Annotated in this window: 12 protein-coding genes; 4 read left to right on the top strand and 8 right to left on the bottom strand. The window is 37.9% G+C overall.

The features are described from left to right. Positions 1-13: 13 nt before the first annotated feature. Complete coding sequence (gyrA, locus tag SB679_RS00830; protein WP_410700347.1) at positions 14-2608, bottom strand: DNA gyrase subunit A; 2595 nt, start codon at positions 2606-2608, stop codon at positions 14-16. A 148-nt stretch (positions 2609-2756) separates the two neighbouring features. On the opposite strand from gyrA, the gene SB679_RS00825 reads away from it, so the two are divergent. Further along, positions 2757-3071, top strand: a complete 315-nt coding sequence (locus tag SB679_RS00825; protein ID WP_034711382.1) for a DUF4286 family protein — start codon at positions 2757-2759, stop codon at positions 3069-3071. A gap of 459 nt (positions 3072-3530) precedes the next feature. Here the strand turns inward: SB679_RS00825 and SB679_RS00820 are convergent, their stop codons facing one another. From SB679_RS00820 to uvrA, 4 genes are all read right to left on the bottom strand, one after another. Beyond that, the gene (locus SB679_RS00820; RefSeq protein WP_410700346.1) at positions 3531-4025 is read right to left on the bottom strand and encodes a GNAT family N-acetyltransferase; all 495 of its coding nucleotides are present in this window, start codon (positions 4023-4025) and stop codon (positions 3531-3533) included. A gap of 5 nt (positions 4026-4030) precedes the next feature. After that, the gene (locus SB679_RS00815) at positions 4031-4543 is read right to left on the bottom strand and encodes a DUF421 domain-containing protein (protein WP_034711385.1); all 513 of its coding nucleotides are present in this window, start codon (positions 4541-4543) and stop codon (positions 4031-4033) included. Between the two features lie 207 nt (positions 4544-4750). After that, positions 4751-4885 (bottom strand): protein with bacteriocin-type signal sequence, encoded by a 135-nt coding sequence (locus SB679_RS00810; RefSeq protein ID WP_410700345.1) that lies wholly within the window; start codon positions 4883-4885, stop codon positions 4751-4753. A gap of 152 nt (positions 4886-5037) precedes the next feature. After that, positions 5038-7869 (bottom strand): excinuclease ABC subunit UvrA, encoded by a 2832-nt coding sequence (uvrA, locus tag SB679_RS00805; protein WP_410700344.1) that lies wholly within the window; start codon positions 7867-7869, stop codon positions 5038-5040. A 230-nt stretch (positions 7870-8099) separates the two neighbouring features. Here uvrA and SB679_RS00800 point away from each other — a divergent pair, with 230 nt between their 5' ends. The 3 genes from SB679_RS00800 to SB679_RS00790 all read left to right on the top strand — a co-directional run bounded on the left by SB679_RS00800 (position 8100) and on the right by SB679_RS00790 (position 9824). Continuing rightward, positions 8100-8669, top strand: a complete 570-nt coding sequence (locus tag SB679_RS00800; RefSeq protein WP_410700343.1) for a Crp/Fnr family transcriptional regulator — start codon at positions 8100-8102, stop codon at positions 8667-8669. A 137-nt stretch (positions 8670-8806) separates the two neighbouring features. Further along, positions 8807-9487, top strand: a complete 681-nt coding sequence (locus tag SB679_RS00795; protein WP_410700342.1) for a type 1 glutamine amidotransferase domain-containing protein — start codon at positions 8807-8809, stop codon at positions 9485-9487. Between the two features lie 37 nt (positions 9488-9524). Next, on the top strand, positions 9525-9824 hold the full coding sequence (locus SB679_RS00790; protein WP_410700341.1) for a putative quinol monooxygenase: 300 nt from the start codon (positions 9525-9527) through the stop codon (positions 9822-9824). 233 nt (positions 9825-10057) lie between these two features. On the opposite strand, the gene SB679_RS00785 is transcribed toward SB679_RS00790, so the two are convergent. From SB679_RS00785 to SB679_RS00775, 3 genes are all read right to left on the bottom strand, one after another. Continuing rightward, complete coding sequence (locus SB679_RS00785; RefSeq protein ID WP_410700340.1) at positions 10058-11932, bottom strand: type VI secretion system baseplate subunit TssF; 1875 nt, start codon at positions 11930-11932, stop codon at positions 10058-10060. A gap of 23 nt (positions 11933-11955) precedes the next feature. Further along, the gene (locus SB679_RS00780; protein WP_410700339.1) at positions 11956-12396 is read right to left on the bottom strand and encodes a GPW/gp25 family protein; all 441 of its coding nucleotides are present in this window, start codon (positions 12394-12396) and stop codon (positions 11956-11958) included. A 221-nt stretch (positions 12397-12617) separates the two neighbouring features. After that, complete coding sequence (locus SB679_RS00775; RefSeq protein WP_410700338.1) at positions 12618-14039, bottom strand: APC family permease; 1422 nt, start codon at positions 14037-14039, stop codon at positions 12618-12620. Positions 14040-14136 lie beyond the last annotated feature (97 nt).

Raw genomic sequence — 14136 nt, 5'->3', positions numbered from 1 at the left:
TTAATTGTACAATTTATTCTTCAGAATCAGAATTTTCAGTTTCCCCGGTTTTATCTTCAGCATTGTTTTCTGCTTCAGCCTGAGGAGCTGTATTTTCCTGGTTATCAAGTGTAATTTCTACTCCTTCTTCATTTATTTCAGTGTCATCTTCAACATCTTTATCCATTTCTACTTTCGCAATGGCTGCAATTTCGTCATTCTTCTTAAGGTTGATCATTTTCACACCCTGCGTATTTCTACCCATCACTCTCATTTCATCCATATTCATACGGATAGCCACTCCAGATTTGTTAATGATCATTAATCCGTCTTCATCCGTTACATTCTGGATAGCGATCAGATTTCCTGTTTTTTCGGTGATATTTAAAGTGATCACTCCTTTTCCTCCTCTGTTGGTAATTCTGTAATCTTCTACCGCTGTTCTCTTACCGTATCCTTTTTCAGAAACTACAAGAACGGTTTCGTTCTCCACATCGTTCACAACAATCATACCAATAACCTCATCGTTGTCTTCCATGGTAATTCCACGAACCCCGATAGATCCTCTTCCCACTTCTCTTACTTTTTCTTCAGGGAAACGGATACATTTACCATTTTTAGTAGCAATCATGATCTGAGAAGTTCCGTTGGTTAACCAAGCTCCTAATAACTGGTCATTATCACGGATTTCAATCGCGTTGATACCATTGACTCTCGGTCTTGAATAAGCTTCAAGAGATGTTTTTTTGATTGTACCGTTTTTGGTAATCATCACCACACTCATCTGATTGATGTATTCAGAATCTTTTAAGTCGTTGGTTCTGATATAGGCTTTGATCTTGTCATCCGGCTCAATATTGATAAGGTTTTGCACCGCTCTTCCTTTGGCCGTTTTGGAACCTTCAGGAATTTCAAATACTCTCAGCCAGTAACATTTTCCTTTTTCTGTGAAGAACAGCATATACTGGTGATTCGTTGCAGAAACAATATATTCCAGGAAGTCTTCATCTCTGGTAGTTGCTGCTCTGTTTCCTACACCACCTCTGCTCTGAATTTTATATTCTGAAAGAGAAGTTCTCTTCACATATCCCGCGTGAGAAATGGTAAGCACTACAGAATCATTCGGAATAATATCTTCGATAGACATTTCTCCTCCTGAGAAGTCGATTTCGGTTCTTCTTTCGTCACCGTATTTCTCTTTAATTTCAGCTAATTCGTCTTTGATAATCTGGAATCTTCTTTCTTCATTGGCCAAAATATCTTCCAAATTAAGGATCTCCTTCATGATCTCGTCGTACTCGTTACGGATCTTATCAAGCTCCATACCTGTTAAACGAGCCAAACGAAGGTCTAGGATTGCCTGTGCCTGGATTTCAGAAAGCTCAAACGCTTCGATCAATCCTTCTTTCGCTCCCTGTGGGTTGGCACTGTGACGAATAATCGAAATCGCTCTGTCTAATGAATCCTGAGAACCGATCACTTTCATGAAACCTTCTAAGATATGAGCTCTTTCTTTCGCTTTTTTAAGCTCAAACTGAGTTCTTCTTACGATAACAATATGTCTGTGCTCTACGAAATGGTGGATGATATCTTTCAGATTCAACTGCTCCGGTCTTCCGTGTACCAAAGCAATATTATTCACACTGAACGATGTCTGAAGCGAAGTATATTTATATAATAAGTTAAGAACAACATTAGGAATGGCATCATGTTTTAATTCATACACAATACGAAGACCTTTTCTGTCCGACTCATCTCTTATTTCATAGATTCCGGTAAGTTTTTCGTCTTTTACCAGTTCAGCTGTTTTGGCGATCATTTCCGCCTTGTTTACCTGATAAGGAATTTCAGTAACAATAATGGCACTTCTGTTTCCTATTTCTTCAAAGTTCACTTTAGCTCTTAAAACAACTCTTCCTCTACCGGTATGGAAAGCATCTCTTACCCCGTCATATCCATAGATAATCCCCCCTGTAGGAAAATCGGGAGCCGTGATATGCTGCATCAGCTCATCGATGGTAATATATTTGTTATCAATATAGGCAGAAATTGCATCTATCGATTCAGATAGGTTGTGTGGGGCCATATTGGTAGCCATCCCTACTGCAATACCTGATGTTCCGTTTACCAGAAGATTAGGGATTTTTGTAGGCATCACGGTAGGCTCCGTTAAACTATCATCGAAGTTATTCTGAAAGTCAACCGTTTCTTTGTCTAAGTCTGAAAGTATATCATCAGAGATTTTTTTCAATCTTGCTTCGGTATAACGCATTGCTGCAGGCGGGTCGCCGTCCATTGAACCAAAGTTACCCTGCCCGTCAACCTGAGGGTATCGTAAACTCCATGGCTGCGCCATTCTTACCATTGCATCATACACAGAGGAATCTCCATGCGGGTGATATTTACCCAAAACATCCCCAACAATTCTCGCAGATTTTAAATATTTCCTATTAGAAAAAACCCCTAATCCATACATACCGTAAAGTACTCTTCTATGAACGGGTTTCAAGCCATCTCTTACATCAGGTAACGCTCTTGACACGATAACCGACATCGAATAATCGATATAAGATGACTTCATTTCATCAACAATGTTGATAGGAATCAGTCTTTCTCCTTCTTTTTGCATAAACAAATTTTATTATAATGATAGTCAGACTTTTAGCTGTGGGTCTGAAAATTATTTATTTTGTATTTTTATTAACGGGCTAATTTACGAAAATTTTGTCGATTTTTGCCCTAGAATTTATCCTAAAAATCTTAAAAATTCATAAAATATGAGCGTATTGAGTATAACTTTCCACTGCACGAAAAACAATATTGAAGAATGGGAAAATTATATTGATGAAACACTGGTTTTAATGACGGAAAACCTAATGGATGTCAGCAAATATATCCTATCGGAAGTCCACAGCGACTATATTGAAGACGGGAAAAATTATAACCTTCTGCTGATCTTCGATAATGAGGATCTTCGAACGGATTTTATTGAGAGTGAACTGGAAAATATTGCAGAAATCATTGAAAAGAAATTCGGACAGGAAATAATGATATTCAATACCTTCCTTAATCCGAAAAAAACCAGATTATAATTTTATTGAGATCAAGGTTTATTAAAGCCAAGTTCACATACAAGAAAAGCACTGAAATAATCAGTGCTTTTTTATTTATAATCTTACGACCACTACAGGTCTGCTTGAAACATACGGTCTTCTGTGATGATAATGTCTATGTGGCCTTACAGGTCTGTAATATCTTGGTTCGTAATAATGCCTTACAGGTCTATGATATGTATAGGCAACAGGTCTGTAATGTGGTCTCGGTCCGTGATAATAATGTCTCGGTGGCCCATGGTGAGGGCGTCTTTGGACAGGTGATGCTTGATAGTAAGCAAAAGAAAAGATAAGTAAGAAAAGTCCTAGTATTTTAGTCAGCATTTTCATAAATCAACTATTTTCAAATTACATTAGAAACCTACAAGACCAATGCCAATACTCTTTTTATTATTAGGTTCTATTGAAATTTTATAATTTTTTATGATTTGATCCAATCTAAGAAATTATTTCGCTTCTTCTCTCATACATGATAAGGTCTTTCCACACTCCGTTTAATTTTGCAATTTTTTTGCGGGTTCCGACATTTCTAAACCCATTTTTCTGATGGAATTTAATAGATGCTTCATTTTCAGGGAAAACATTTGCCTGCAACGTCCAGAATCCATGATCCTCGCTATCCAAAATCATCTTTTTAAGTAATACGGAACCCAAACCCCTGCCTTGATATTCGTTATCGAAATAAATGACCGCTTCCGCCACTCCTTTGAAACATTCTTTTTTGCTTATGGGTCTCAGTGCACACCACCCTACTACTTCATTATTTTCATTTTCCAACACCCACCTGCAGTCGTTAAAGTATTCCATATTCCAGGCTTCGCCGTTAGGGACCGCTATATCAAATGTGGCAATTCCGCCGTCTATGCCCTGCTGGAATATTTCCAACACTTTCGTGCTATCGCTGGGAAGCATTTGTCTCAGTTCGTAGTTCATTATATTTAATGGTATTTTCTTTTGTTTTTCCTTTTTATTCTTGAATAGTGGGTCTGCTTGCTCATTTCATCTTCGGAAACCACACTGATATTTCCATCCACTTCCAGTACGGATAATTTTACACTTTCTATTTTTTCTATCCCATGTTCGCGGATAGCTTCTTCTAATTCATCTCTGGTAATTTTCACTTCATTTAATGCCCGCTGGTCGATCACACCATCTCTTACTAAAATCACAGGATCTGCTTCCATGAATGATCCAAAGGAACGATTGGAAAACATTAATCGTTTCAACGTAAAATTTGCGGCAAAAAGTACTAAAGCCGCAATGATTCCGCCCTGGAGAGAAGTATCCGGGCCCACCATTGCATTTTGAACGGCATTGGAAATCAGAAGTAATAATACCACATCCCCGGCATTAAGCTGAGAAAGCTGGTTTTTACCAAACAGCCGGATGGCAACCACCATAAAAAGGTAAACGCATAGAGAGCGTACAGCCACATCAAGAATAGAATTCACAGGAGTTTATTTATCTATTCAAATGTAGAAAATTTTATGAAGTATAGGGATAATTATTTTAAACTTTAGAATCTAAATCGGTATATAGTATGAACCTTCGGTTGAAAAATTATGCCACCTCATCTATACAACCATTATTGTATGGAATTTGCTTATTTTATCTCAGATCAGAATTAAAAAAAGCCGCCTGAGAGGCAGCTTTACTTTTTAAGGGCATTGACCGATGGGAACTTCGCTGCATACTACCTGATTGATTCTTTCGCAGTATACACAATACTTTTTAGGCTGTCCGCCATACACTGATTGTAATGCCGTCTTGCTTAGTTTTGTTAAATTTTTCATATCGTTTTAATTTTGTAGGTTAAAGTTAAAACGAAAATATATCCTTTTTATTACAGCTTGCTGATTGAAATTTTCAGGATTTTCACTTGAAGATAAGGCTCAAAAAGAATCTGCTTACACAAATTCTTTTCTATTATTCAATTGATTTTATATTACTCCAGCTCTCTCTTCAGGAACTTTCCGGTTAAACTCTTCTTAGATTTTACAATCTCTTCCGGTGTTCCCTGGGCAACGATCTGGCCGCCATGTTTTCCGCCTTCAGGTCCAACGTCAATAATGTGGTCTGCCAGTTTGATCACATCCATATTATGTTCAATGATAATGAATGAGTTTCCTAGTTCTACCAGTTTATTAATAGCTTCCATCAAGATCTTTACGTCTTCGAAATGAAGTCCTGTAGTAGGTTCATCCAGAATATATAAGGTATTTCCGGTCTGTCTTTTTGCCAGTTCTGTCGCCAGCTTGATACGCTGTGCTTCTCCTCCGGATAATGTTGTCGACTGCTGCCCTAATGTAATATATCCCAATCCGACATCCTGTAATGTTTTTACTTTACTAAAGATCTTTGGAATCGGCTGGAAGAAATCTACGGCTTCATCAATTGTCATATCCAGTACATCGGAAATAGATTTTCCTTTGTAACGCACTTCCAGGGTTTCTCTGTTAAAACGTTTTCCGTTGCAGGTTTCACAGTGAACATATACATCCGGAAGGAAGTTCATTTCAATGACTTTCAATCCTCCACCCTGACAGGTTTCGCATCTTCCGCCTTTAACATTGAAAGAGAATCTCCCCGGCTTGTATCCACGGATTTTACTTTCCGGCAATTCTGCAAAAAGGTTTCTGATATCGGTAAACATTCCTGTGTAGGTTGCAGGATTTGAACGTGGTGTTCTTCCAATCGGAGTCTGATCTACATCTACAATTTTATCGATATTTTCAAGACCTTCAATCTTTTTGTACGGAAGAGGTTCCTGAACGGCTCTGTAAAAATGTTTGTTTAAGATTGGGTATAAAGTTCCGTTGACCAGTGAAGATTTTCCGCTTCCTGAAATTCCGGTTACTACCACTAGTTTTCCCAAAGGAATATCAAGAGTAACATTTTTAAGGTTATTTCCTGTTGCTCCTTTTAGTACTATACTTTTTCCGCTTCCTGCTCTTCTTTCTTCAGGAATAGCGATTTTTCTTTTTCCATTGATGTACTGTGCTGTGATGGTATCGGCATGCAGCAAGTCTGCAGGTTTCCCCTGCCACAGGATTTCACCACCGAATTTTCCAGCTCTTGGGCCAATATCCAGTACCTCATCAGCTTCCATGATCATATCTTTATCATGTTCTACGACTAAAACAGAGTTTCCGATATCTCTAAGGTTTTTCAATGAAGCGATAAGTCTTTCATTATCCCTTTGGTGAAGTCCAATGCTTGGTTCATCCAGAATATATAATACATTCACCAGCTGTGATCCGATCTGCGTTGCCAGACGAATCCTCTGTGACTCTCCTCCTGAAAGTGTTTTTGAACTTCTGCTTAAACTCAGATAATCCAATCCTACATCCAGCAGGAACTGAAGGCGGGTTTCAATTTCCTTTAAGATTTCGTGGGCAATGATTTTATGTTTCTCTGAGAATTTGTCTTTTATCTCATGTAACCAGTCTTTAAGATCGGCCAGACTTAAGCCATTCACCTCAGCAATATTCTTTCCGTCAATTTTAAAACTTAAACTTGCAGACTGCAGACGGGCTCCGCCGCATTCAGGACATGTTTCTTCTGTAGTAAAATGTCTTTCCAGCAGAATTGCTTCATAGGATTCTCTCTCTTCAATCATTTCTTCCATAAAAGGAATCAATCCATCAAAGCTGATTTTTATTTTTTTCGCAATACCTGCGTATTTAAGATCTTTATTAAATTCTTTGTGACAGCCATGGTAGATATAATCCAACGCTTCTTCAGGAATATCTTTAAAAGGCGTTGTCAATCCTAAACCAAAGATCTCAAGAATACTTTTAATCTGTGCAAGGATCCATTTGTTAGATTTAATATCTTCCAAAGGCAATAAACCACCCTGGTTGATAGACAATTTTGTATTTTCTACAAAATGATCCGTATTGATTTTCTTGATCGTTCCTAATCCTTTACAATTCGGACAGCTTCCTTTCGGAGAGTTGAATGAAAATGTATTAGGTTCCGGTAATGCTAATGAGTGTCCGGTTTCAGCATCCATCAGGTTTTTTGAGAAATACTCGATCTCTGTTCCTCCTAATTTTTGAATTCCTATGATTCCCTCGCCCATCTCCATAGCGGTACGAAGCGATTTCTCCATTCTGTTCTCGGAAGCACTTTCTCCAATGATCCAGCGGTCGATAACGATATCAATATCGTGGGTTTTATAACGGTCTAATTTCAGATCATATTCGATATCCTGAAGATCGCCATCAATTCTTGCCTGCCCATATCCTTTTTTTGCCATCTGGACGAAAAGTTCATGATAATGTCCTTTTCTGGAACGCACAACGGGTGCCATCAGCATTATTTTTTCGCCTTTATAGTTTTCTTTAATGGTATCCAGGATCTGATCTTCGGTATAGCTTACCAGTTTTTTTCCTGTAGACAGTGAATATGCATCGGAAACCCTTGCATATAAAAGACGCAGGTAATCATAAAGCTCAGTCACTGTTCCTACTGTAGAACGCGGATTTTTATTGGTTGTTTTCTGCTCAATGGCAATAACGGGTGAAAGTCCCTCGATTTTGTCTACATCAGGACGTTCCAGACCTCCCAGAAACTGGCGGGCATAGGCCGAGAATGTTTCAATATATCGGCGTTGGCCTTCTGCAAAGATTGTATCGAAAGCCAATGAAGATTTTCCGCTTCCGGACAAACCAGTAATTACCACCAGTTCATTGCGGGGAATTTTAACATTAATATTCTTAAGATTATGCTCGCGAGCACCGTAAACTTCTATATATTCTCTTGATTCGCTCATACTGTAAGAGTGATCTTACCTGAAAATCACAATGTGCAAAATTACGGAATTTTATGGAATTTTTATAGTAAATGATCTTCTTAAAATAGGATTACTTTAAGACAAAACAGATGTGGCTAGTCATTTATGTCTCTCCTTTCTTCTACTGGATAAGGAGCCGTAATTTTTTTCTTACTTTTATGCTTTATTTAACGTATTGAGTTTTCATAATTGAATCAGGACAAAACAGCATGGACAGATTACGACAGCATATAGAAGAGATTACGCCATTGAGCAATGAGGAGTTTGACTATATAAAAAGTTTCTTTATTTTGAAAAAGGTCCGTAAAAATCAGTTTCTTGTTCATGAAGGAGATGAAGTGAAATTCGAATTTTTAGTGCTTGAGGGTATTTATAAAGTATTTTACCTGGATGCCAATGGAAAAGAACATATTGTTCAATTTGCCAAAAAAGACTGGTGGATGACGGATTATATAGGTTTTTTCAAACAAAAAAATGCAACGATGTTTGTAGAATGCCTGCAAGAAGGAGAAGTTTTATGTCTTTCTCTGGAGGGAAGAGAAAAGTTAGCCTCGGAATTTCACACCATGGAACATTTCTTTAGAGTAAAGCTGACTAACGGTTTTATTGCCTTACAGCAAAGAATCACTTTTTTGCTTTCCAGTACTCCGCAAGAGCGTTACGAAGAGTTTTCAAAATTATATCCTGATCTCATGCTCCAGATTCCTAAAAAGTATGTTGCAGAATATTTAGGAGTAAGCAGGGAAACATTAAGCAGACTATATTCAAATAATAAATAGACGGTGTGATCTCGATCACACTTTTTTTGTGACTTCAATCCTTCTCCTGGCGACCCGGCTCGCCATACATTTGCTCTATCAATTGAGAACATTTTCAAGAGAGTAACAAGAGTATTTAATTCATAAAAATTTAAGTCATGAAACCACGAGTATTAATTATTGTTTCCAATGCCCATTCAATAGGACCTAACAACAGAAGAACCGGAACTTTCCTTCCTGAGGTAGCCCATCCCTATGCTGAATTTCAGAAAGCAAAATATCAGATAGATTTTGCAAGCTTAACCGGTGAAGTTCCCTATCTGGATGCACTGAATTTAGCCGATGATCCGGATAACTTACAATTTTTAACAGGCCCCGGATGGGAAGGTATGCAAAAAGCATCTTTGCTTTCTGATATCAACGCAGATGAGTACGATGCAGTTTTCATTCCGGGAGGTTTAGCACCAATGGTAGATATGCCTGAAGCACCACTTCTAAAGAAAGTTATTGCCCAGGTGTACGAAAACGATGGTGTTGTAGGAGCCGTATGTCATGGTCCTGTGTCATTTCTTAATGTCGTGTTGAGTGATGGGACTTATTTAGTGGAAGGTAAACAGATCACTTCATTTACGACAGAGGAAGAAGATCAATATGCAAGAGCTGATGTTCCTTTTGATCTTCAGATGGCACTTTCCAGCCAGGGAGCTGTTTTTCATGCTGCGGAGCCATGGTCTGCACACAGTATTGCCGACGGAAATATTGTAACCGGTCAAAATCCGGCTTCTGCCAAGGAGGTTGGTGAGAAAATGATTGTTGTTTTAGAAGCTAAAAAAGCTTAATTATATCTGATATTTATTAATTTTAAATAAAAAAAAGATGATTCAAAAACCCGTTTATGTATACGCACAATGGCATGTAAAGGATGGTCATGTAGATACTGTGTTGGAATTGTTGCAGCATGTTGCCGGTAAAACCTTACAGGAAGAAGGGAATTTATTTTACAAAGTACATCAAAACCAATCGGACAAAAATAATCTGATATTATTTGAAGGCTATTCGGATGCTGATGCTGTAGAGGCGCACCGTCATTCGGAGCATTATACAAGCTTTGTAGCAGAACAGATTATTCCTTTACTGGAAAAAAGAGAAGTAATCCTTATGGACCAGCTTATGTAAGGAGAGTTTCTCCTTTATTTTAATATTCCGAAAAACGTTGAACTTATTCTCAAAGTCTTTCGGAATATTTTTAGGTGGTTATATACCTTTTTACCTCTATTGTCATTCCGACGAAGGAGGAATCTTTTTTGATAGATCAGATTCTTCATTTCACTTCGTTACATTCTGAATGACAGCAGAAATAAGCAGATGTAAAATTATATATTGTTACCTACTTTTATTTTATTTCTTATTTAAAAATCAACATCTTCATTGCTGACCTTTACAATATATTCTATTCCGTCGATTGCTTTTAAAATAATCTGGTTTCGAAGAATGTTAGACATATTTTCCCAATATACTCTTCCGTAGAAAGAATAATTCTGTGGGATGATCTCCACCTCAACAGTTCTTACAAAACCTTCTTTGGGTTTATTGCTGATCATCGTTCCTCTTCTTACTCTTACTTCTTTCAATTCATCTTTCAGCACCATTCTGCAATAGTTTTTCACATCTTCCAGGGAAATGATCTTATCTCTCGTAGTTAATGCATATTTGTAAGCCTGAATACTGTCTGTTCCTTTCTGCTCTTCGGCACCGCCAATGGTTTCGGTAAGGAGAATAACAGTTTGTGATTTCAGCTGGTTGGAAAGTTCCGTTCCCGGACGCATATGATTGGCTAACGTGCAATGTGTGATCCAGAATGAAGCATAAGTGTGGTCTGTTTTTTCTACAGGTTCCATGATGACGTAATTCAGTTCCTGCTTGATGGTTCTTTTAGCATTATTTACTTTTTGTACCATCGACTTCATCTTGTCCGACATTTCGCTGAGGATGCCTTTCACATTATCCCTGTTTAACAGAGAAAATGCAGCAATTTCATCTCTTGTCAGCTCCAGAACATTGGCGATCATATCCACCGCATTCCTGTTGGTGAAACGTTCCATGCCTCCTTTTCTTACTGTATATAAACCTTTCTTCAGATCATCCGATGGAGTGAAAGGAATTTCTGTATACTTTCTTCCTTCGCCGTCCTGAACCTCATCCACATACAAAAAATGTTCTCCTTCGTCCGTCACCAAAGGAATATTATTCCCCATGATATCTAAGCTGTATTCTGTTTTTTTCCAGCCTCTGTTATACATCGGAAATGCATTAAGAACAAATGAAAAGTTATCCAGTATTTCGGCAGAAAACTGTGGCGGAAATTCGAAAGTAAGCCATAAGAATTTTTTGCCGTCAAGGTATTTTGTGATCTCTTCTTTCTGTTCAAGAAAATCAAGATTTTTCGGAAGCTTTCCGGGTTCAGAAAACAAACTGTTTGAAATTCCTGTGATCTCGATAAATTTATGGTGGTAAATGCTTTTAATATCTTCAATGACCTTATTTTGTATAGACTGCTCGCGGAACATCTGTTCATAGCCTTCCGCCTGATTGTTTTTAACGTAAGACAATCCTTCTCTTACAAATAATGGATTTTCATTACTGGACACCGTAATGTAAGGCAGCAGTTTATATACAAAGTCTAAATGCTCAAACGCAGGATTTGAACAAAATATACTTAAATATTTAGGGAAATTTTCATTGGTATATTTACTGACATCAATTCCAATCGTAACTTTTCTGTAATCTGCAGGCTGTCCCTGAAATCTTGAAATAGGAATTTTATTCAGCCTTTCATCGATACTGTAGCATGTATTTCCCACAAACATCACAGAAGTCTGGGCTTTATTGATTCGTATATTTCCGATCGGTGTAAAAGGAATGTTTACCTGTTTATCGGATTCCGATTTTACCGTAGAGGTCATCTGTTTCCGGAAAAAAAATTCGGTGTGCTCTAAAAGTACCTCGGAGGATTCATAAGGCTGCGTAAACGCTACGGCATGAGCGGGTACGGGATAAGTGTAAATTGATGGCGTAAGCAATTTTGCCAGTTTTTCTAAAATCCGAGCATTGACCGTCTGGATTTCGTTATTGGCTTTAAAAACTTCAGTACTGAATGCATCAATCAGTAATTTTACGAAAGGATCCAAAGACTGTGGACTTTTCAATCCCCAAACTTTGGTGGCATTCTGAAGCATTCTTGCTTTTACGGACTCTTTGGAATATATATTCTGATCTAAATTCATAAATTTTGGTTACAATTAAAACATTAATCGATCGACATCGGGCTTAAGAACAATTCGGTAGAAAAGCTGAAACGGTCTCCTGTTTCTTCCATTTTGGCATTAATTGCAATTCTTACCTTCTTTTTGATCTCGGTGTGCTCTTTGGTATCGTAACTATGCTCTACAAACTGTATGTAGGCATCAATCTGCGCCTGTACAATCCGGGGTTCATATTCCTGGATCTGTCTTTTAAGGCTTTTAATGAAAACGCTTTCCCAGACGGCGCTTGTAACTCCATTATCGAATTCCAGACTCCAAACATCGTTTCCGTAATTTTCGTCATATCTGTTTTCGCCTTTTTTGGTGGTTATCAGCAGCATAATGTTGTGGGCAATACTTTCTCCCATATCGCAGGTATCAATACTCCCGCCTTCGGTCATTAACGTTGATGGAACAAAAGGCATTCTGTAATTTGGTGTGTCCATAAATCAACTTCTTTATTTTTTACTTCGTGGTGTTAGTTTACTTGAAACGAAATACCAAATTAATCATTTTCACGAATATACATGGTATAAGAATTTAAAAATATTGCTTAAACAACAAGGCTTCCAAATAAATCCGGAAGCCTTGCATAATTTTTTATGTAAAAAGTGAAAATATCGTAAAAATACATCGACCCAATAGAAGGTTTTTTTATTAGTCTATTTTATGATTGCTTAGTATTCTTCTGATTTCGGTTGATAAAATAATACACTGGAAGCCCAAGTAAAACCATCACGAATCCCGGCCATGTATACTGCTGCTTATAGATTAAAAGCAAAATACAGAATACCGAACCTATCACTAAGTAAATGATCGGAGTTATAGGATAAAGCCACGTTTTGTAAGGCCTTTCAAGATCAGGTTGTTTTACCCTTAAATAGATCACTCCAAAAACGGTGATCATATAAAATAAAACAATTACGAAAGAGATCATGTCTAAAAGGTTTCCATACTGTCCGCTCAAACATAAAAGAGAGGCCCAGACTCCCTGCATCCATAAGGCATTTCCGGGTACTTCATTTTTGTTATTATTCACAGCTGCTTTAAAAAACATTCCGTCTTTTGCCATGGTCTGAAAAACCCTTGCACCAGCTAGGATCAATCCATTATTGCATCCAAATGTAGAAACCATTACCAGTAAAGCAATAATGATGGTTCCGGCGCTTCCGAAAATTTGCTGTGATGCTGCTACTGCTACCCTGTCATTCGTGGCAAAGGCAATAGAATCTCTGTCGAGTGCATTAAGATAAATATAATTCACTGCGATATACAAAATCATTACCGCAGAGGTTCCGTAGATCATAGCCTTTACGACATTTTTCTTGGGGTTGTCTATTTCTCCGGAAACAAAAGTCACACTTTCCCAGGCCACGGAACTGAAAACAGAACCTACCATCGCCGCAGCAATTCCTCCCATTAAAGTCATGCCGCCAATCGGCTCCCAGCCCTCTTTTAGAAAATTGCCGCTGATATCTTTTTTAAGATTATTAAATGAATCAAAACCCAAACTGAAATTTTCAGCCAGATGAGAACTTTCCACCAAAATAAATCCTGCCGCTATTAATCCCAGCAAGGCAATGATTTTTGACCCTGTAAATACATTTTGTAAAATTTTTCCGCTTTGTACTCCTCTCGTGTTGATGTAGGTTAGCAGAAGAATAATAGCAATGGCTAAAATCTGTATCCATGTAATTTTAAATTCTCCACTTTGGAAAAGGGGAGCCGCGTCATTAAGTGCCGGAAAAAGATAGGCTGTAAATTTTCCGAAAGCCATCGCAACTGCGGCAATCGTTCCGGTCTGTATAACGGTAAATAATCCCCATCCGTACAAGAATCCCATCTTTCTGCCGAAGATCTCCTTAAGATAGGTATATTGTCCTCCAGCTTTAGGAAAAAGAGCGGAGAGTTCTCCATAACTGATCGCAGCAGCAACCGTCATAATCCCTGTAATTACCCAAACGATGATCAGCCAGAATCCTGAACCCAGGTTTCGCATCATATCGGCACTTACGATAAAGATTCCGCTTCCTATCATGGAGCCCATTACGAGCATGATGGCGTCCCAAAGTTTTAATTTTTTTTGCATAGTAACGTATAGGCGTCAAATATAAACAAATATGCATTCGGTTTCGATTATTGTTTAAAATTTAGCAATACACCTGTTTTTTATCAAGTTTTTAACG

This window comes from Chryseobacterium sp. SIMBA_029 (genome assembly GCF_046535275.1).
Lineage (GTDB): Bacteria > Bacteroidota > Bacteroidia > Flavobacteriales > Weeksellaceae > Chryseobacterium.
Note: the sequence above shows the minus strand (reverse complement) of the source record. Positions and strands in the feature narration are given on the sequence as shown.